Below are 19,493 nucleotides of genomic sequence, written 5' to 3'. Positions count from 1 at the left end.
GGCCTGGTCAATGTGCAAAGCCTCCGCTGGCGGACGCCGGCGGAGGTTTTGAAAGTCGATACCGTCTATCTGAAGGACGTCAGCTCTAGCTCTTGGCCGGCCCCATCAGGGCAACCGGACCCGGCTCGAGAACCTTGGGCGGGGCCGATTGCGTGTCGACCGGTCCGATCTCGCTGTCAGTCGCGCTCAGGAACTTGTCGAGCATGCCCTGGATCGAGTTCTTGGCGGCATCCGGACCGGTGTCGCGCATGTCGTTGTGCTGGAATTCGGTCTTCACCACCTGGATGCCGGCCTTCTCGCACTCCTCGTCGGTCGGGATCACGCCCGCGTCGGTCTTGAACTGCGGGTCCTGCGAGCGGAACGACAGGATCTTGAACTTGCCGGCCGTGACGAAGGGCACGCGCAGATTGTCGAGCGTGACGACCTTCTTGACCTCGTCCGGATACTGCTTGGCGAAATACATGGTGATGTCACCGCCCATGGAGTGGCCAACCATCGTCACCTTGTCGTAGTCGGCGTTGGGCTGAACCTTCTTCATCTCCTGCATGGCGAGATGAATGTTGGCGACACCGCGCAGGATCTGCGGCAGGCGGCCGACATAGAGCTCGCCGGGCTTGGTCACCATCGGAGGATCGGTCGGCAGGTCATGCTGCGGGCTCACAACCATGTAGCCGCGCGCAGCGAAGATGTTTGCGAGGAATCCGTACTCGGTATTCTTGACCGTGTTGCCGTGATTGATCACCGCGACCGGAAGCGTGATCATGCCGGCATTGGCCTGCATTTCCTTGTCGCGACGGACCGCGATGTCGACAGGCACGGGGCGATTGTCGCGCGAAGCATCGTAGAAGGTGATGGTCTCGTGTTTGATCGCCCACTTGCTCGCCGTAAAATAGGCGACGCCGCAGAGGGCACTGACCGAAACCAGAACGGCAATTCCACGCTTCATTTTCGTCCTCAGCCTCAGGCTCTTTCGGCCTGAATCCCTGTTGAAAATCGTGTTCTTCCGGGGCTCTTTGGCCCCTTGTCGCCTATTCCCTAATATATGTCACAGGCGCGTGACAGGAAGGCCAAATATTGTGAACCGGCAGCCCTTTCATTGTGCGTCGCACACGTTTCTTGGGCAGCCCTTTCTCATGTGGCTACGTCAGGGTGTAGGCCACCATCGGACGCAACCGGTCTTAATTGGGTTCAATTTCGCAGTAACGCGAGATGAAAACGGCCGAAGCCGAGCACAGTTCCCGCGGGAACCGGCCCCTTTGATCGACTGAAAGTAGCAAAATACCGCCGCGTCAGGCGCCGAGGATATCGTGAACCTCGAGCGGCTTGTCGACCTGGCTGAACCATTCGGCGCGATTTGCCGCACGTCGGCGGCCACGCTCGTCGAGCGGCAGCTTGAGCTGGCGGAGCAGGCTCGTCACCTCCTCCCGCGCGGTCAGATGGCCGAGATTGGGCCGCATGCCGAGGGTGGCCTCGTCGATCTCGTCCAGCGCGGTCAGGCCACGCGGGAAGAATTCGCGGTAGACGACGCGTTCGGCGAAGCCGTCGACATAACGGAAGCCGAGTCGCAGCGAGAGATCCTTCAAGCCATCGGCGACCAATTGCTTGTTGCGGGAGCCGAGCATCGACAGGCGGTTGCGCACCACGATCCAGTCGGTGGTCGAGCCGTCGAGCTGGCGGCGCTTGCGGCGAGTGTCTCGCACCATCTCCGCATAGTGGCTCTCGCCCGTCACCGCGTAGTTGGCGGGATCGACCGTGCCGAGCACGGCGAAGTCGAGAAAGCTGTCGTTGATCGGGGTAACCAGCGTGTCGGCCATCGAGTGGGCGAGCCGCATCAGGTAGCTGTCGGTGCCGGGCGTGTCGATGACGATGAAGTCGAAGCTGCTCTCGACCGCGGAGACCGCCTCCATGAATTGAAGGAACTCGGAATTCTCGTTCTCGGCGATCTGCATGGTCTCGCCGAGCTTGATGCAGCGATGCACCGGCAGCTCGAGGTCGAGCTTGGTGCGTCTGGCCCAGGCGGCGCGGTTGTTGATGTAGTGAGTGAAGCTCTGCTGGCGGCAGTCGAGGTCGATGGTGGCGACGCGCTGACCAGCTTTCAGGAGCGCGACCGCGATGTGCAAGGCGGTAGTGGATTTGCCGGAGCCGCCCTTCTCGTTACCAAGCACAACGACGTGCGCCGAGCCGGATTGGCCTTGGCTAGCCTGCACAAGCATCGCGATCCTCAACACCCCTGACGAACATCTTCGAGTTGACCGCGGCTGCGGTCAAGTGAAATGCGTGACAGCAAATGCAATTCGCACAGCGCCCTGCTTCATCATGAATCGCGGCGCGTTCTGCCGTCTGTGATCCACCCCACAATGTCGCGACATCGCGCGCGACTCGACGCGGGATGCTGTGCCGCATCCAGATGCATGGCGTCCACGACCGCCGCTTGTTAGGGTTAGCCGGGCGCCGGGACGCGCCTGCTTCCCATTCCCAACCTTGTCGAGTGCCGATGTCACGAAGCCCCTTGATCGCCCGCACGGTCCCCACTCTGCGACGCACCGTCGACAATCTTCGCAAGCGAAAGGCCACGGTCGCGCTGGTCCCGACCATGGGGGCGCTCCATGACGGGCATGTGTCGCTGGTGCGCCTCGCCAAGCAGCGCGCCAGCCGCGTCGTGGTGTCGATCTTCGTCAACCCGACCCAGTTCGCTCCGACCGAAGACTTTGGCGCCTATCCGCGCACCTGGAAGTCCGACATCGCCAAGCTCGCGGCCGAGGACGTCGACATCGTCTGGCACCCCGGCGTCGAGGCGATGTACCCGGACGGCTTTGCGACTCGCATCGTGCCGGAGGGACCGGCGCTGGCCGGTCTCGAGGACCGCTTCCGCCCGCATTTCTTCGGCGGCGTCGCCACCGTGGTCGGCAAGCTGTTCACGCAGTGCCGGCCGGATTTTGCGATCTTCGGCGAGAAGGACTTTCAGCAATTGCGCGTGGTGACGCAGATGGCCAGGGATCTCGACCTTGGCGTGAAGGTGATCGGCTCCCGCACCGTGCGCGAGCGCGACGGGCTCGCGATGTCCTCGCGCAACGTCTACCTCTCGGAAACGGAGCGCCAGACTGCCACCGTCCTCTACCGCGCGATGAAGGACAGCGCGGCGCGGATCAAGGCGGGCGAAGCCATCGCGCCGGCAATGGCCCGCGGCGCCGAGACGATCACGGCGGCCGGTTTCGCGCTCGACTATTTCGAGGTCCGCCACGCCGAGACGCTGGCACAGGTCGCCTCGCGCAAGGACGGGCCGCTGCGGATCCTGGTCGCGGCCAAGCTCGGCACCACAAGGCTGATCGACAATATGGCGGTGTAACCGCCAAGCCCGGATCGGTCAGAGCAGTCCGAGGTCGCGCAGTTCGCGGCGCATCGGCTCGGGCATCGCCGCGATCGAGCCGGCGGCAGATTTGCCGAGATCGGCCGGCACGGAATCGTCGGTGAGATAGCGCCAGCCCTGGAACGGGCGCATCGGCCGCGGCGACACCGAGATCACCTTCGGCTGCATCACGATCCGGCAGCGCCCGATGCCGTCCTTGTCTCGGAACGGCTCGATGCCGATGATCTTTTCGCGCGCGGCGATCTCGCCCTTGATCACCCAGTAGAGCGACCCGCCCGACAGGATCTCGGCGTCGCGCTTGGGGACCATGCGCGTGATGTGGATGTGATGTTGCGGCAGACCCTTCTTCTTGGCGGTCTGCATCCGTTCGGCCACCCACTCCTTCAATTCCTTGACGGAGTCGCAGCCGACGGCGAGCTTGATCAGATGGAGTGGCATGGCCCAGCATTAGCCGGGCGGCCGCGCATTTGGAATGCCGATCTACTGGTTATCCGCAGCCGGAGCAGCTGGAGCTGCCGGTGCCGCGGCCGGCGGCGGCGCGAGCGGAACCGGTGCAGGCGCGCGCGCGGCCTTGGGGGCCGGCGGCTTCTTGGCGGCCGGCGCGGGAGCCGCAGCCTGCGCCGAGGTCGCTGCTGCAGGTGCACGCGGCGCTGCGTTGGCGGCCGGGGCCTGGCGAGCGGCCGGCTCCGGATTCATGATGCTCACCGCTGGCGTCGACGACGCGCTCGGGAACTCCGCATTGGTCGGCTTGCCCGTCGGCATCGACGGCGGCAGCCCGGCAAGCGCACCCGTCATCGGGATGGCCGCGGTCGCAGCCGGCCCTGCGGGCGCGTTCCAGGTCGGCGCGTAGCGCGCGACCAGCTGATCGTAGAGATGGGAATCCATGTTGGCGGCGACCTGCTGCTGATCGGTCAGCGAGCGGAAGGCGGCGCATTCGAACTGCGTGCAGCCGTTGCGGGCAACCAGCACCTGCGCGACGAGGCCGTAGCGATCGCGCTCGAGTGATTTGCGCAGCACCTTCATGTCCAGCGTGAGGCTCTTCTCGGCGCTCGCGGCATCGCCGAGCGCGGTCAGCCGGTCGATCCTCGCGGCCGTGTAGGCAACGGCCGCGGCCGCCGTGTCGGGCGCACCGAACAGCGCCTTCTCGCAGCCAATCGCAACGGCATCACCGGCGAGATCGTCGAGGCATGACAGCGCCGGCAGGCTTGCGGTCACCGCAGCCTGCGCGCGCGCCTCGGCTGGCGCCGCCTGCCCCGCCGGTCCGTAGTCGCGTACGGTAGCGGCCACCGCGATGGCAATCGCAAGCAGCGTGATGACGGTCAGCGCGCCGTTGGCGACTGATCTCTCGGCACGCAGCAGCGTCATCAGCAGGATCAATCCGAAGAAGCCGGCAGCCGCCAGCGTCATCCACATCGGGAAAGCCGACGAGCTCCAGATTTGGTCGAGCGAAGAGGCCCATGCCCAGTTCATGCGCGACGTCCCCTCACGCGAGCTGCGAGCGAATGGTCAAAGCGAGCACCGCGAGTCGGCAACTGCCCCCGCCTCACCTTGTGAAGGTGAAGCGGGCCTTTTGACGGCGTGAAATACAAATTCGTTTGCGACGCCAATGCGTGAGCGCATCGGCCTCAGGACAGCGCGAGCTGGCTTTCCTTGGCGACGCGCTCGAAAGCTTCGGTCGAGCTCTTGATGCGATACTGGCAGTCGTCGCCATCCGTCGGCAGCAGGCGGATGACCTCGTACGCGCCGCTCGCCGCCGGGCGCGCGATGTTGCTGGCAGTGAACAATACGCGCGTTCCCACGGGGAATTTATGCTTCAACGCCCATCTCCATCACTCAAACAGCGCCGGCCTTGCCCAGGGTCCCACTGCGAAGGACCGGCTGAAAACCCGAACCGACCTATAGCACGCGATGCGGCGTTTTGGCCAGCAGTATACAGGCATGGCAAATGTGACGATCCCGCAATGTTTTCAGGACGATAGCTGGGGAACCGAGGCGCCGGGGATGCCGCCGGAACCGTTCCCTCAGGCGGTATGGGGCAAATGGCCGTCGGGGCTCGCGTGGTCGACGGCCTTGGGCAGCTCCTGGGCTAGGATCTGACCGAGCTGGTCGACCGGGATGTTGTAGCGCGCCGCGAGCTGGCGGACGGTGTCGCTGCCGAGCACGGCGCGGAGCTGGTCGGCCGAGATCGGGAGGTTCTGGCCGTTGCCCAGCCAGGATTTGACCTGGTCACCGAAGCCCGCCTGCTGGAGCTTGGCGACGATCGCGCTGAGGCCGCCCTGATTGCTGCTGCCGAGCACCTCGTTCAGCACGGCCGGCAACACGGCGGCGCCGAGCTGGCTGAGCGCGCTGCGGAGCGCGGGGTTGTTTTCCAGCGAGTCCAGGAATCCCATGGCCGTGCCCTCTCCCAAGCCGTAGCTCCAGCGCGATTGAGCGCCGCCGGCTTGCTCATCGTCAAGCGGCGCACGATCACATTCGCGGGTTAGGCGTCCTCGAACTTTGCGATGACAAGCGTCTCGGCAAGCCCCTCGCGGGTCCATTCCTGGAACGCCGGCAGCGCCAGCATGGTCTCCATGTAGGCTTTCGTGTCCGGCGCGACGTCGATCGCATAGGTGCGGAAGCGGTGCACGACCGGCGCGTACATGGCGTCCGCAGCGCCGAAGCGGCCGAACAGGAATGGGCCCTTGGCGCCGTAGCGCGCCCGGCACTCGCGCCAGATCTCCTCGATGCGTGCGACGTTGGCTTTCGCATCCGCCGACAGCGCCACGGGGCGGATCGGCCGGTGCAGGTTCATGCCGCATTCGCTGCGCAGCGGCACGAAGCTGGAATGCATCTCGGCGCAGACCGAACGGGCATGGGCACGGGCCGCCGCATCGTCGGGCCACAGCTTCTTCTCGGGGTAGCGCTCGGCGATGTATTCGATGATGGCGAGCGAATCCCACACGGTGACGTCGCCGTCGACCAGCACCGGCACCTTGCCGGCGCGGCTGAAGGACAGGATCTGGTCCTTGTCGGCGGGATTGTCGGTGTAGAGCGGAATCAGCGTCTCCACGAACGGGATGTCGTTGGCGCGCAGCGCAAGCCAGGGCCGCATCGACCATGACGAGTAGTTCTTGTTGCCGATGGCGAGTTTTAGAGCAGCCATGTCACTGGTCCTTCCGAGTCCGTCTGATGCGGCTGCTTTTAGCGCCATCGCCTGCCGCCAATCAATCGTTGCCGCACCGGGACATGCGTGGCAATCGTTGCGATCCCTCTAAAGCGCGACGAGATTTGGATGAATCGTCATCGCGCTTTAGGTTGTTGTTTGAGCATGATCTTTTTCGGAAAACCGCTGCGCACTTTTCCGGATCATGCTTTAGGAGCCAAGACATGAGCAGGCACTGGGTCGACATCACCGCCGTCGGCTTCTTCATCATCGAATGGCTGGCCTACGCCCTGACGCTGGAGCACTCGGCCTATGGCCGCGACAGCCTGTCGGCGCGCATGAACCGCTATCGCGAGGTCTGGGTGCGCCGGCTGCTCGATCGCGACGCGCGCATGGTCGACATGCAGATCATGGCCTCGCTCCAGAACGGCACCGCCTTCTTTGCCTCCACCAGCCTGTTCGCGCTCGGCGGCGCGCTGGCGCTGCTGCATGCCACCAACGACGCCATCACGATCCTGAGCAAGCTGCCGGTCGACCTCAGCACCTCGCCCGCGATGTGGGAGCTGAAATGCGTCGGGCTCGTGCTGATCTGCGTCTACGCCTTCTTCAAGTTCGCCTGGTCCTATCGCCTGTTCAACTATGTCGCGATCCTGTTCGGCGGCATGCCTCCGGCGAGCCAGCGCGACACGCCGGCGGCCGAAGCCCATGTCATCCGCACCACGCGCCTGTTCGAATCCGCCGGCCGCCATTTCAACCGCGGCCAGCGCGCCTTCTTCTTCGCGCTCGGCTATCTCGGCTGGTTCGTCAGCCCCTGGGTGCTGTTCGTGACCACGGCAGCGGTCGTGGTGGTGACCTGGCGCCGCCAATTCGCATCCAATGCATGGGCCGCGATGGCGCCGGAGGTGGTGGATGGCGATACGGCGATGAAGAAGCGCGGTCATTGAGCCACTCGTGTCCCGGACGCGATGCAGCGCGAAGCGCTGCTTCGCAGAGCCGGGACCCAAGCCACGCGGACTGCTCGGAGAGATGGGCCCCCGCTCTGCAGCGCTCCGTCGAAGTGACGCTGCGCTGCGTCCGGGGCACGCGAGCGGAGTGAGGCGCACATCCATCTCCACATCGTCATTGCGAGCGCAACGACTTGTCCGCCGAAGCCTTTGGCGAAGGCGGAAGCGATCCAGAATCCCTCTGCGGAAAGACTCTGGATTGCTTCGTCGCTTCGCTCCTCGCAAGGACGGCGTCTGTGGCAACGGCTTCGTTCTTCCGGTTCGCATATTGAATCGCAGACACGCCTTCGCGTTCTCGCGGCGCAATTCGCCCGAGCTTTGCTTGGTCACTCCGCCCGCTCAACCAAGAGGGCGCAGGGAAGGCCGGGTGCCGGCTGGCACCCGCGGTCCGCTGCGCGAAGTTGTAGCGCAGGAAAACCGCACAGCAGCGTACAGGTGAAGCCCAACACACGGCCTTCCCTGCGCGATGGTTGGACAGCTTATGTCGTGCTCTCCCGGGAGCCGAGTTCCCTTTGGCCTCCCTCACCTTCGCGAAAGTCGCCGGCACCGCGCCGGTTGACGCGAATGCCGCATCCACGAAAGCTTGACCGTAGCAACGACGGCCAGGACCACACGGTTTTGCCGTACGCACGGCTCGCTCCTCGCCGCAGTTTTCCCGACCCTGTCGACGGAGCCGGAAACTTACTGGCGAAACGAACCCTGACAGCGCCGCTCGTCGGCACGGAGTTTTGGGCTCACGGAGAGCAATCCGCCCTGCCCAATCCTCTCGCGCGGCGTCCACCGCAAGCCCGGCTCGCGAAAATGACGACCACACGATCGCCCCTCAAGGATGAGCCGGGATGGGTGGACACATACGCCATTTCCGAATTTCGGTAAAGTGGAATATTTTCGCGCGGGCGGATTGACAGCGTCGCGGGATGTTTTGCCCGTCGGGCAAGATCTCGTAGCCCGGATGAGCGAAGCGACATCCGGGGTCTTGCCACAAGCGACAGCGGTCCCGGGTATCGCTACGCTCACCCGGGCTACGGGCCGCAGCAACGCGAAACGCTCCCGCAATGAAGCCCGCAGCGCGATATCCTCACTTCCTGCGCATCGTCCCTGACCGGCAATCGAACCTGGCCACAGGCCGGTCCATCTGCCAGAGCTCCACGTCACGGCCGTCGACGAGCCTCTCCGCGGAGACGATCGCGGCCTCGTCGTCGGCGCAATCCATGTGGATCATTCTGATCGGACGATCGTGTAGGCCCACGATCAATGCACGATAGGCGGACATTTGCAGTCTCCAGGCAAGGCGCGATAGCAAGCGCGGGCCGCAACAATGGCGCTGGCGACATTTGAATTCGATGGGGATCGAATCGCCGGTTTCTAGGCGCGGCATAGATTGCCGGGAGTGCGCCGCCGAAGCCGGGCCTATGCCGATCCTATGGCATCGCGCCCGCGCCAATCTCGAAATCCTACGGCATCCGGCACCATATCCGCTGCGTCGCGCAAGCTCGCGCGGCGCAGCGAACGGGTGGAATGATGTCGAACTCAGGGGTCAGCGACAGGATCATCGATCCGATGATGGCCATCGCAAACTGCTCGACGCGACAGCACATCGTCGTGGTCGGGACAAAGAGCATGGAATTGATGGTGGAGCTGCATCGTCGCGGATATCTGCTGGCGGCGTCCGCCGGCAATTGCGGCCTCCCGGCCGGTCAGTATGACGTCGCGCTCGTGGATTGGCGGCGGCGCACGCTTCACGCGCTCGATGCGACGATGCATTGGCTCGACGATTTCCTCACCCCCCGCGCCGTGCTGGTGATCTGGCTCGATGCGCAAAAGGCGGCGGCGAAGGAAGCCCTGTGTGCCGCAGTGACGAAGCGCGGCTTCGTGGTTCTGCGAGGCACCGAGCATCCTTGCGGCAGCGTGCTGCTGGCGCGACGGTCGCAGGCCCTCCCCGTCCAGCAGGCCGCGTGAGCCCGCGCGCATCCGCCACAATACCTCGAAGAGCCGATCATGCTGACATCGAAGATACGACGCGCCGTCATTCGCGAGTGGATGTCGCTTGCGCCGGAGCGGAGACGGTCCGCCGAGCAGGCGCACGCCTTTGCGCGAAGCGCAGCCGAACGACACAGCCTGCCACGCAGCCGGCGAACGCCGTATGGCGTGATCATGGCATGGCTGAAGCCGCGGACCGGACGATCCTAGACCATGACGCTCGTATGACGCGCCGCCGCGTGCGGCGCTCCGGATTTCACGGGCGTTACTTGACATTGAAGGAGAGATTGGGCGCAACTGGAAGAATGATCAGATTTCCAGTCCTAGCAGATCTGCCGACCACCCCTTTTTCCGGGGCCGACATGGTCCGCGGCGTTGAGTGTGCCGCATCCGATGGCGACGGTCCGGGGCGCGTCCGGGTCGAGGTCGACGGCAAGCCCGACGTTCTCGCCTTCTATGGTGCCGCACCCGAAGGTGCGCCGGCCGATCCCGTCATCTTCCTGCGCGGCGATGCCGTGGAGAAGCGCGACGACGGCGTCGTAGCCAACGAGTGGTACGTTGCAGCGACCGCCTACGACGTGCAAGCCCTGACCGAGCAGCTCAGCGCCAGTTTCCATCGCCCCTATATCCACCTGGCGCGTCCTGGCATCCTGGGCTCCTCCGGCCATCATCTCGACCGGCGGCGGCCGCGCGAGGTCGCGCTGGTCGATGCGGCGCTCACCAGGCTCAAGGCGCATTTCGGCTGGCGTCGCCTCAATCTCGTCGGCCAGTCCGGCGGGGGTCATCTCGTGGCCGCCTTGATCGCGCGGCGCGACGACATCGGCTGCGCGGTGATCACCTCGGGCAACACCGCGGTGGCGCAGCGCAACCGCGAGAACGGCTGGACCGCCGACATCACCGGCCACAGCGACTTCCTCGACCCGATCGATCATGTCGCTGATGTGGCGCGCCATCCCCCGCGAGAGATCATCGTGCTGACCGACCCGCACGACCAGCGCGTCTCAGCCTCGGTTCAGACCGCCTATGTCGAGGCGCTGCGCGGCGTCGGCGTCGCGGTGGACCATCGGCTGATGCCGGCATCCGGCAAGCTTCGCCATGACCTGCAACTGCCGGGAATTCTGGCGGCGTTCACCTGGCTCGCGGACGAAGCGCGTCGCCTGTAGCAAATCGCAGGATGGGTAGAGCGAAGCGAAACCCATCGAATGCGCGCCGGGTAAGGCATGATGGGTTTCGCTTCGCTCTACCCATCCTACAGACAATAACGGTCCCGGATTACGCTTCGCTCCATCCGGGCTACGAACTACCCGCCGAAATCCCGCGGGCTGAATGCCAGGTCCAGCACCTTCCACTCCTCGTACAGGCCGGGCGGCAGCATCTTGTAGGGCTGGCAGGCCTGCAGCGCGCTCATCGCGGATTTCACGATGGCCACGCCCTTCGCCGACGGCGGGGCTTCGATCAGGATCGGCGGGCGCGCCAGCGTGCCGTCGGTGGCGAACACCGTGCGCAGCTTGATACGGACGGTGTCGGCCGGATCGACTCCAGCCGGCAGCTTTGAGCAGCTTCTCAAATGACGGCGAAGTGAGGCGATGACCTCGGCCGGCAGCTTGGCTGACACCGAATCCTTGGCGTCGCCGCCGTCGTCCTTGGGCGCGTCTTTCGGTTCGAGGGGCAATTCAGGCGGCAGGCCCAGCATGACGCCGTATTTGACGGTGACATCGGGCTCGGGAGGAAGATAGGCCGGAAGCGCAGCCTGCGGCTCCGGCGCCGCTGGTGGCGGCTGCGGCGCAGGCTGAGCCTGCGACTGCGGCGGTGGCTGTTGCGGCGGAAATTGCGATGGCTGCGGCTGGGGCGGCGGAGGCTGTTGCTGCGGAGCCTGTGGTTGCGGCGGCTGGGACTGTGCCGCGGCCTCGTGTTGCTTTGGCGCTTGTGAGGGCTGCGGTTGTGGCTGCGGCTGTTTCTGCTGCGCCGGCGGCTCGGACGAGGCTTTCTGCTGCGACGATGGCGGTGTGGCCTGCTGCTTGGCGGCCGGCTTCTGCGCGGCCTCCGCCTTGTCGGAGAAATCCAGCTTCGGCAGTCTCAGCTCAGGGGTCGGCATCGGCTCCGGCAACTTCTCCTTTGCGGCCTCCTCCGCCTTGGTCTCCTGCTCCTTCACCTGCTCCGGCGTGACGATGTCGACCGTCACGGTTTCCGGCGCCTGGCTGCGGAACGGATGGACTTCGCTGATCACGATGATCAGCGCCACCAGCGTCAGATGCGCGATCGCCGACGCTGCAATGTCCGTCCGTATGATCTTCCGCAGTTCCATCGCCCGATCTTGGGTTGCCGCCCTGCTGTTACCATACCGGAACCGCTCCTCAATCCCATTTCGGCGCGAAGCCGAAATCGGTCAGGCGGCCCTGCGGGCTGGCCAGTGCGGCAACCTGCGCCATCTCGTCGGGGGCGAGCTCGAAATCGAAGATATCGAGGTTTTCCGAGAGGCGTTCGACGCGCAAGGTGCGCGGGATCGCCGCAACATTCTGTTGTACGAGCCAGCGCAGGCAGATCTGCGCCGGCGACTTGCGATGGACGCGGCCGATGGCTGCGAGCGTCTGGTCGGACTTGATGCGACCCTTGGCGATCGGACTGTAGGCGACAAGTGCGAGGCCGTGCCGGTCGCAGGCCGCCCTCACCTTGGTCTGGTCGAGATAGGGATGGTATTCGACCTGGTTGCAGGCGAGCGGCTCCTCCGACAGCGCGACCGCCTGCTCGATCAGCGCCACCGTGAAGTTGGAGACGCCGATGTGGCGGGCAAGCCCCATGCGCCTGGCATGCGACAGCGCGCCCAGCGTCTCCGCCAGAGGCACGTGCGGATTGGGCCAGTGCAGCAGCAACAGATCGACGGAGGGAAGCCGCATGCGCGCCAGGCTCTCCTTGACCGAGCGCTCGAGGTCGTTGGGGGCGAAATGGTTGGTCCAGACCTTGGTGGTGAGGAAGATCTCGTCGCGGCGCACACCGGAGGCGCGCAAGCCGTCGCCGACCTCGCGCTCGTTCTCGTAGACCTGCGCGGTGTCGATGTGGCGATAGCCGAGCCGCAGCGCCTGCTCGACCACGCGGGCGCAGGTGCGCCCGCTCAACTCCCAGGTCCCGAGCCCGATCGCCGGGATTCTTGCGCCACTGGCCTCGACGAACAGCATGAGGAATCCTCTCTGTTGCGGCAGCCCCAAGAGACATCACAAGCGTCATTATGGACCCGGTCCGCCCAAGTGCAACGGACGCCCGGCCGGATCTTCAGCGCAATGCTAACAGGAGGTTCGTATCAGGCTTTGGCGAGCGCCTGGAACACCGTGTCGGGCGCATGCGCGATCACCGCGAGCAGCGCGCGGGCCGGTCCCCGCGGGGCGCGCTTGCCCTGCTCCCAGTTGCGGATGGTCTCGACGGGAACGCCGAGCTTGGCGGCGAACTCCATCTGGGTCAGGCAGGCGCGGCGGCGCAAATCGCGCACCGCGAGCGAGCTGCTATCGCCATGTGCGGCATCGTGTGATGCTGCGTTGGCCGCCGGCTGGACCGGAATTTCCTGTCCGTCCCGCAACTCGACGATCCGCCCGTCCGCCTTCAGCCGCAACCGCATGTCCATTCCCCCAAGCGCGGACGATGATGCGACAGGTCGCTTAAGTTCGGATTAAAGATGATGGCTTGCGAGCCAGTAGCCCGGATGGAGCGCAGCGCAATCCGGGACAGCTCTCGCGCCGAGGCACCGGGCCCCGGATTACGCTTCGCTCCATACGGGCTACGAACCGGGAGTGTTGCAGCGCGCCCGGGACACCAGAGTGAGGATGCCCCCACCGCCTCCCCCGTCATTGCGAGGAGCGCTTGCGACGAAGCAATCCAGACTGCCGCCGCGGAGGGACTCTGGATTGCTTCGCTGCGCTCGCAATGACGGGGAGAGAGATGCGCCCCAAACCGGCTACTTCAACCCGAACCACAGCGTCGCGATGCCGAGGAAGGAGAAGAAGCCCACCACATCCGTCACCGTTGTCACGAACGTCCCCGACGCGACCGCCGGATCGGCCCTGACCCGTTCGAGCGCCATCGGGATCAGGATGCCGCCGAGCGCACCGGCGATGAGGTTGCAGATCATCGCGAGCCCGATGACGATGCCGAGGCCCGGGATCTTGAACCAGGCCACTGCGGCGATACCCGTGATCACGGCAAAGGCGACGCCGTTGATGAGGCCGACCAGCGTTTCACGAACCACCACGCGCCAGGCGTTGGAGGATCCGAGCTCGCGGGTGGCGAGCGCGCGGACCGCGACCGTCATGGTCTGGGTTGCGGCGTTGCCGCCCTGGCTCGCGACGATCGGCGCCAGCACGGCGAGCGCCACCATCTTCTCGAGCTGGCCCTCGAATAGGCCGAGCACGGAGGACGCCAGGAATGCGGTGGCGAGATTGATCAGCAGCCAGTTGAAGCGGCCGCGGGCGATGGTGAGAAAGGTGTCCGACAGCTCCTCGTCGCTGGTGACGCCGCCGAGCGCCTTGAGGTCCTCGTCGGCCTCCTCCTCGATGACGTCGACGACGTCGTCGACGGTGATGACGCCGACGAGGCGGTCCTGGGTGTCGAGCACGGGGGCTGCGACCAGATTGTACTTGCCGAACATGCGCGCCACCTCCTCCTGGTCCTCCAGGACGGAGACGCGGCGGCGGTCCTCGTCGGTGAGCTCGGCGAGCGGCACCGGGCGGCGCGCGCGCAGCAGCACGTCGAGCGGGACGGCGCCCTGCCAGTGCTGGTCCTTGTCGACGACGTAGATTTCGTAGAAGCGGTCCGGCAGATCCGGCGTCTCGCGCATGTAGTCGATCGCCTGGCCCACCGTGAAATCCTGGGGCACCGCGATGAACTCGGTCTGCATCCGACGACCGGCGGAATTTTCCGGATACAGCAGGCTGCGCTCGAGCGCGACGCGCTCCTTCAAGGGCAGCTTCTCGAGGATCTCCTCCTGCTCCGCCTCGTCGAGGGTCTCCAGCAGCTCGACCGCGTCGTCGGATTCGAGCTCGCGGACACCTTCGGCCACCGTCTCTGGCGGCAGCTCGTCGAGGATCTCCTCGCGGACGCTCTCGTCGACCTCGTTCAGCGCCGAGAAGTCGAAGTCGCGGCCGGTCAGCTCGACGAGGCGGACGCGATCGTCGGGTTCGAGCGCGCCGATCAGATCGCCGAGGTCGGCCTCGTGCAGCTCCGCGACACAGGCGCGCAGTGCGGCGCTGTCGCCGGCCTCGATCGCATGGGCAATTTCCTCGACGAATTCGTGCCTGATATCACCGTCTTCATTGCGCATCGGCACGTGGTCGAGTACCGAATCCGCAGCGGCTGGAGCACCGTCCATATGTTCATCCATGGTGCGCCTCGCCGTTTGACAGGTTGGAACGTGTGGTCTGGGCTGATGGTTCAGGCAATACCCACAAGGCAACTCCGAGCGCAATGACAAAGATGCTTCGGCTGAAATGGACCTCGATGTCGATGGGCGCAGTCCTCGCTGCCCTCACCGGCATCGCCTCTGCGGAGGCCGCCGAGTGCCCGCGCAAGGACGCGCTCGGTACCTCGCGCATTTTGAGCGTCGATGCCAAGACCACGCCGCGCGTGGGACTGAAGAGCTTTCCGCAGACGCTGGCGCTCGAAGATCACGAGGTCGTGCTGACCTTCGACGACGGCCCGCATCCGCCGACGACGTCGAAGGTGCTGGCGGCGCTGGCGCAGGAATGCGTGCGCGCGACCTTCTTCCTGATCGGCCTGCACGCCTCCGAGCACCCCGACATGGTCAAGCGCATCGCGCGCGAGGGCCACACCATCGCCCACCACACCTTCTCGCATCCGTTCATGGCGCGGATCCCGTTCGAGAAGGCCAAGAGCGAGATCGACCGCGGCATCGCGGCCGACGAGATGGCGCTGCACGGGGTCTCGACGACGACACCCTCGACGCCGTTCTTCCGCTTCCCCTATTTCGAGGCGACGCAAGGACAGCTCGACCTGCTGCAATCGCGCGGCATCGTCGTGTTCGGGGCGGACCTCTGGGCCAGCGACTGGAACGAGATGACGCCGGAGCAGGAACTGAAGCTCGTCACCGAGCGCCTCGCCGCCGCCGGCAAGGGCATCATCCTGTTCCACGACCCCAAGGCGCGCACAGCCGCGATCATGCCGGCCTTCCTGCGGTATCTGAGGGAGAACGGGTATCGCGTGGTTCACGTGGTTCCGGCAGGAACGCCACAGAAGAGCGCCGATTCGCGCTGATGCCGGAATGTCACGCTGGTGCAAAATGGGGTGATTTTGGCCCTATTAACACTCTGTTCATGATACGCCATGCAAAGATGGAAGGGGTATTGCGCCTGAACCGTTTCGGTGCGTCTCCGACCTACTATGGCGTCAATCGCGTATGAGGGCAGACGAGGTTCATGATCGGAAGCAGCGTTGTTTTTCGGACGCGATCGTGGATCGTCCTGTGTCTTGGGCTGCTGAGCGTCGGTACGACGGCGGCCTTCGCGGACGACTGTCCCGGCCATCCGGACGCGCTCGGAACCTCCCGCACCGTCGTCGTCGATCCGCACGAGCATCCGCGCATCGGCACCATGCAGTACCGCGAGACGCTGCCGCTTAGGGATCACGAGGTCGTCCTCACCTTCGACGACGGTCCGCTGCCGAAATATTCGAACCAGATCCTCAAGATGCTCGACGACGAGTGCATCAAGGCGACTTTCTTCATCATCGGTCAGCAGGCCAAGGCCAATCCGGAAGGCGTGCGCAAGCTGGTCGCGGCGGGCCACACCGTCGGCACGCACAGCATGAACCATCCGCTGACCTTCGACCGGATGCCGATCGAGAAATACGAGCCGGAGATCAACGGCGGCATCCAGTGGACCTCGGCCGCGATGACCGATCCGACCAAGCTCGCGCCGTTCTTCCGCATCCCCGGCCTTATGCGCGCCGAGGGCGTCGAGAATTATCTGATCTCGCGCGGCATCCAGGTCTGGAGCGCCGACTTCCCCGCCGACGACTGGCGTCATGTGTCGTCCGACCGCGTCTACCAGCTCGCGATGCAGCGGCTGGAGGCCAAGGGCAAGGGCATCCTGCTGCTGCACGACATCCAGCCGCGAACCGTTGCGGCGCTGCCAAAAATCATCCGCGACCTCAAGGCGCGCGGCTATCGCATCGTGCATGTGGTGCCCGCAACCGCAGACCGTCCGGCGACGCCGACCACGCCGGTGGAGTGGCTGCTGCATCCGCCGACCGAAACGACGCCGATCGCGCGCTGGCCCTCCATCCCGAACTTCGTGTTCGCGCAGACCCAGACGATGCCGGCGCCCGCGCTAGCCGATCTCAATGCAGAGGCCACCCATCAGCCGTCGCTGCCGCGCCGAACCAAGGCGGTTGCCGATGTCGCCTCCACCCTGCCCGTGCCCGGCCGCGATCTCTTTGCCATCCCGGAAGGCTCGGTCGAGGTGCTGCTGTCCACGACCCTGTCGCGGCGCGCCGCAACGCGGCTGGCGATGGCGGCCGAGACGCCCCGTGGGGCCAAGGGCAAGGCTGGCAGCAAGGCCCACGGCGCCCGGACCGCGCACGCTGCCCAAGGCACGCCGAAACATACCGCGCAGGCCAAGGGGCAAGCCAAAGGTCCGGCGTCTCACCCGACCCGCATTGCCACCAGCGTGAAGAAGCGCGCCTGACGCGCGACGAGATCATCGCGCGCTTCAGGTTGTCGTCTTGAGCATGATCTTCTCGGAAAACCGCTGCGCACTTTTCCGGATCATGCTCCCAGCCCTCACTGCCGCATGATGGCGGCGACGCAGAGCAGCACGATCAGCGCCAGGAAGAACAGATCCATATAGGACTTGAGCTCGCCGTCGCGGCGCAGCCGCGCCACGTCGGCAATGATCTGCTTGCGCGCGTTGGTTCCACCCGAGCCGTCGTTGATCGGGGCCTGCAGGCGCTTCGTCTCGGCTTCCAGCTTCTCGATCTTCTGGAAGAAGTAGAACGCACGCAGTGTCGAGGCGGCGCGCATGCCGGCATAGACCAGCACCAGGATCGCCAGGATCGCCCGGTTCGGATATTTCTCCATGAAGTTCAGGCTGAAATAGACCACCGCCAGGAACGCGAAGTTGGTGACGAAGCGGTAGACGAAGCTAAGAAAGACCATGGTGGCTCCAGCCTTGAGCGGTACGACCGTTGGGCTTCGCGAACTCGGCGATATCAGGGGGTTGCAGACCGGAACAGCCGGCGCGAATGCCGCCCCGCCCCCGTCTACGCCAACTTCATTTCAGCAGAGAAACGCCCGTCCCGGCTGCCTTGTAGCCGCGACCTCGTAAACGCGAGGTTGCCAGCCAGCTCGATGGAGATTTGGGGCAAGCTGCGGTACACTGGCACAGCCGCCACATGTGGGGTCTGCCGATGCCGAAGAAGGGAATCACGGGCCACGACGAATGGGTTCTGACCGAGGCGCTCGCGACCGCGCTGGTCGCGCTGGAGCAGCTCGAACCCAAGCACCAGCCGAGCGCCCATATGGACGACATCCGCAAGATGCTGGCGAACGGCAAGGAGCCGTCGGCGGTGAGCCTGCACCTCGCCCAGGCCAAATGCCGCCTGTTTCCGGACTCGGACCCGCTCGAGATCTACAAGGAATACGGCATCGGCGATGAATATGGCTGAGAGGCCGCGATCTCCCCTGACAGCGCCAGAGCCGCCTATTCACCCGGCGCGGCACGACTGGCCCGGCCGCTCGAAACGGCTCCGCCGGCCTTGCGGATTTACCAAGGCGCTACGAAACCGGATCGATCAGATCGCCGACGATGGTGCACGAGATGTTAAAAGTCGCTGAAGTGGCTACAAACTCCAGGTACGGAAATCGTCCTTGACCCATGAGCCAACGAATGTCGGCTTCGAAGTTTGTGTAGTAATGGGAGCCAACATACAGGGGGGCCGGGATCGGCAGCGGCAAAAAACGGTAGATTGGATCACCGCCAAATGTCGTCGCGATACCTAGGATACCCGCATACAAAGGACTCGTGGAAGAAATGTAGCAATTGACCTTGCGAAACAGGACGAGCTTGTTTGTCGGGGATTGGGAGAAATCGAGCCGACAGTTGCTGGTGGCGCTGCAAGTCCGCCCATTGGTCTCGTCGTAATAAGCGCCGTAAACGAGTGGTGCCGCCGAAGCGCTGCCGCCGGTGATGAGGGCCAACCCTGCGAGCGCAACCTGCAAGACACGAAACTTCATCTGCCCCTCCAAAACATTCAATGTTGAAAACTCCGGAGTAAAATCCGGAAGCTGTCGAGACTTCGGCTTTCTAGAATGCGTATTCATAAATTTCGGCTACGTCCGCTTCGCTCCCCATAATGACCACCCTTGTGCTGGCGCAGCAAATGACGCGAAGGGCCAGAAGCGGACATCGACGGGCAGGAATATTAAGAAGCGGTACCCACAAGCGATCGTATTCAGCCACGCGCAAGGACAATATCGAATTCCAGAATGCGATGGTGACCGTTCCCCTGCCAAAGAGGTTTGGCGATCAGCAGATCGGGCTCGGGCACAGACATCAATAACCGATCGGACGAGTTCAGCGGTTCGCCCGGAAAATACATCTGCGTAACCAGCCGTTCGAATTGACCTTCGACCTCGAAATGAATGTGGGGAGCTCGCATCCAGTCGGGCCCCACGGGATATGGTCCGGGCTTCACTGTCTTGATCCGGTACGCGCCATCGCTGCCGGATCGAATGGTGGCAAAACCTTCGAAGTTTGGATCCAGCGGCGCGGGGTTGGAATCATTTGGATGCACGTACCGGCCAAACGTGTTGGCCTGCCAGATCGTCAGCTTCGCCCCACGAACTGGCTCGCGGCGGAGATCGAGCACGCGGCCGCTCACCTCGACAATCTCGCCCTTCGCGCGCCCCTCGACGCCTTCGACGATCGTCAGGTCGCCTTGCGTTGCAGGTCTTGACGACACCGGGAAAAACGGCCCGAGAATCTGATGGGGCGTTCGCATC

The 19,493-nt window shown here is 64.7% G+C and carries 22 protein-coding genes; 7 read left to right on the top strand and 15 right to left on the bottom strand.

Annotation, left to right across the window (positions count from 1 at the left end; translation table 11 throughout):
* Window positions 1-85: 85 nt before the first annotated feature.
* The gene (locus tag RAD16_RS35745) at window positions 86-946 is read right to left on the bottom strand and encodes an alpha/beta fold hydrolase (protein WP_458162559.1); all 861 of its coding nucleotides are present in this window, start codon (window positions 944-946) and stop codon (window positions 86-88) included.
* A 343-nt stretch (window positions 947-1,289) separates the two neighbouring features.
* Window positions 1,290-2,213, bottom strand: coding sequence for a division plane positioning ATPase MipZ (locus RAD16_RS35740; RefSeq protein ID WP_458162558.1), 924 nt, complete (start codon window positions 2,211-2,213; stop codon window positions 1,290-1,292).
* 281 nt (window positions 2,214-2,494) lie between these two features.
* On the opposite strand from RAD16_RS35740, the gene panC reads away from it, so the two are divergent.
* A complete protein-coding gene (gene panC / locus RAD16_RS35735) occupies window positions 2,495-3,346 on the top strand; it encodes a pantoate--beta-alanine ligase (RefSeq protein WP_458162557.1) in 852 nt (283 codons plus the stop codon).
* Between the two features lie 18 nt (window positions 3,347-3,364).
* On the opposite strand, the gene RAD16_RS35730 is transcribed toward panC, so the two are convergent.
* From RAD16_RS35730 to RAD16_RS35710, 5 genes are all read right to left on the bottom strand, one after another.
* The gene (locus tag RAD16_RS35730; protein WP_458162556.1) at window positions 3,365-3,805 is read right to left on the bottom strand and encodes a DUF1489 family protein; all 441 of its coding nucleotides are present in this window, start codon (window positions 3,803-3,805) and stop codon (window positions 3,365-3,367) included.
* Between the two features lie 42 nt (window positions 3,806-3,847).
* Window positions 3,848-4,837 (bottom strand): hypothetical protein, encoded by a 990-nt coding sequence (locus RAD16_RS35725; protein WP_458162555.1) that lies wholly within the window; start codon window positions 4,835-4,837, stop codon window positions 3,848-3,850.
* Window positions 4,838-4,992: 155 nt separating this feature from the next.
* Window positions 4,993-5,184: a hypothetical protein gene (locus RAD16_RS35720; protein ID WP_458162554.1), complete on the bottom strand. Its 192-nt coding sequence runs from the start codon at window positions 5,182-5,184 to the stop codon at window positions 4,993-4,995.
* A 204-nt stretch (window positions 5,185-5,388) separates the two neighbouring features.
* Window positions 5,389-5,757: a YidB family protein gene (locus RAD16_RS35715; RefSeq protein WP_458162553.1), complete on the bottom strand. Its 369-nt coding sequence runs from the start codon at window positions 5,755-5,757 to the stop codon at window positions 5,389-5,391.
* Between the two features lie 89 nt (window positions 5,758-5,846).
* Window positions 5,847-6,509 (bottom strand): glutathione S-transferase family protein, encoded by a 663-nt coding sequence (locus RAD16_RS35710; protein ID WP_458162552.1) that lies wholly within the window; start codon window positions 6,507-6,509, stop codon window positions 5,847-5,849.
* A gap of 224 nt (window positions 6,510-6,733) precedes the next feature.
* Here RAD16_RS35710 and RAD16_RS35705 point away from each other — a divergent pair, with 224 nt between their 5' ends.
* Window positions 6,734-7,453: a DUF599 domain-containing protein gene (locus tag RAD16_RS35705; protein ID WP_458162551.1), complete on the top strand. Its 720-nt coding sequence runs from the start codon at window positions 6,734-6,736 to the stop codon at window positions 7,451-7,453.
* 1,138 nt (window positions 7,454-8,591) lie between these two features.
* Here RAD16_RS35705 and RAD16_RS35700 read toward each other — a convergent pair.
* A complete protein-coding gene (locus RAD16_RS35700; protein ID WP_458162550.1) occupies window positions 8,592-8,786 on the bottom strand; it encodes a hypothetical protein in 195 nt (64 codons plus the stop codon).
* 245 nt (window positions 8,787-9,031) lie between these two features.
* Between RAD16_RS35700 and RAD16_RS35695 the strand changes: the two genes are divergently transcribed.
* Window positions 9,032-9,472: a hypothetical protein gene (locus tag RAD16_RS35695; RefSeq protein ID WP_458162549.1), complete on the top strand. Its 441-nt coding sequence runs from the start codon at window positions 9,032-9,034 to the stop codon at window positions 9,470-9,472.
* A gap of 383 nt (window positions 9,473-9,855) precedes the next feature.
* The gene (locus tag RAD16_RS35690) at window positions 9,856-10,656 is read left to right on the top strand and encodes a hypothetical protein (RefSeq protein WP_458162548.1); all 801 of its coding nucleotides are present in this window, start codon (window positions 9,856-9,858) and stop codon (window positions 10,654-10,656) included.
* Between the two features lie 137 nt (window positions 10,657-10,793).
* Here RAD16_RS35690 and RAD16_RS35685 read toward each other — a convergent pair whose 3' ends face one another.
* The 4 genes from RAD16_RS35685 to mgtE all read right to left on the bottom strand — a co-directional run bounded on the left by RAD16_RS35685 (window position 10,794) and on the right by mgtE (window position 14,858).
* Window positions 10,794-11,798 carry a hypothetical protein gene (locus tag RAD16_RS35685; RefSeq protein ID WP_458162547.1) on the bottom strand — a complete coding sequence of 335 codons (1,005 nt, stop codon included), beginning with the start codon at window positions 11,796-11,798 and terminating at the stop codon, window positions 10,794-10,796.
* A 49-nt stretch (window positions 11,799-11,847) separates the two neighbouring features.
* Window positions 11,848-12,666, bottom strand: a complete 819-nt coding sequence (locus RAD16_RS35680) for an aldo/keto reductase (protein WP_458162546.1) — start codon at window positions 12,664-12,666, stop codon at window positions 11,848-11,850.
* Between the two features lie 122 nt (window positions 12,667-12,788).
* Entirely contained in the window at window positions 12,789-13,106 is a 318-nt protein-coding gene (locus RAD16_RS35675) for a helix-turn-helix domain-containing protein (RefSeq protein WP_458162545.1), read from the bottom strand.
* A 330-nt stretch (window positions 13,107-13,436) separates the two neighbouring features.
* Complete coding sequence (mgtE, locus tag RAD16_RS35670) at window positions 13,437-14,858, bottom strand: magnesium transporter (protein WP_458162544.1); 1,422 nt, start codon at window positions 14,856-14,858, stop codon at window positions 13,437-13,439.
* Between the two features lie 116 nt (window positions 14,859-14,974).
* Between mgtE and RAD16_RS35665 the strand changes: the two genes are divergently transcribed.
* A complete protein-coding gene (locus RAD16_RS35665) occupies window positions 14,975-15,748 on the top strand; it encodes a polysaccharide deacetylase family protein (RefSeq protein WP_458162587.1) in 774 nt (257 codons plus the stop codon).
* 161 nt (window positions 15,749-15,909) lie between these two features.
* Window positions 15,910-17,178 (top strand): polysaccharide deacetylase family protein, encoded by a 1,269-nt coding sequence (locus RAD16_RS35660; protein ID WP_458162543.1) that lies wholly within the window; start codon window positions 15,910-15,912, stop codon window positions 17,176-17,178.
* Window positions 17,179-17,273: 95 nt separating this feature from the next.
* Here RAD16_RS35660 and RAD16_RS35655 read toward each other — a convergent pair whose 3' ends face one another.
* Window positions 17,274-17,648, bottom strand: coding sequence for a hypothetical protein (locus RAD16_RS35655; RefSeq protein WP_458162542.1), 375 nt, complete (start codon window positions 17,646-17,648; stop codon window positions 17,274-17,276).
* Between the two features lie 251 nt (window positions 17,649-17,899).
* Here RAD16_RS35655 and RAD16_RS35650 point away from each other — a divergent pair, with 251 nt between their 5' ends.
* Window positions 17,900-18,157 carry a hypothetical protein gene (locus RAD16_RS35650; protein ID WP_458162541.1) on the top strand — a complete coding sequence of 86 codons (258 nt, stop codon included), beginning with the start codon at window positions 17,900-17,902 and terminating at the stop codon, window positions 18,155-18,157.
* A gap of 109 nt (window positions 18,158-18,266) precedes the next feature.
* Here RAD16_RS35650 and RAD16_RS35645 read toward each other — a convergent pair whose 3' ends face one another.
* Both RAD16_RS35645 and RAD16_RS35640 read right to left on the bottom strand, forming a co-directional pair.
* Window positions 18,267-18,725, bottom strand: a complete 459-nt coding sequence (locus RAD16_RS35645; protein ID WP_458162540.1) for a hypothetical protein — start codon at window positions 18,723-18,725, stop codon at window positions 18,267-18,269.
* A gap of 218 nt (window positions 18,726-18,943) precedes the next feature.
* The gene (locus tag RAD16_RS35640; RefSeq protein ID WP_458162539.1) at window positions 18,944-19,492 is read right to left on the bottom strand and encodes a dioxygenase family protein; all 549 of its coding nucleotides are present in this window, start codon (window positions 19,490-19,492) and stop codon (window positions 18,944-18,946) included.
* Window position 19,493 lies beyond the last annotated feature (1 nt).

The organism is Bradyrhizobium sp. 18BD, assembly GCF_054185225.1.
Note: the sequence above shows the minus strand (reverse complement) of the source record. Positions and strands in the feature narration are given on the sequence as shown.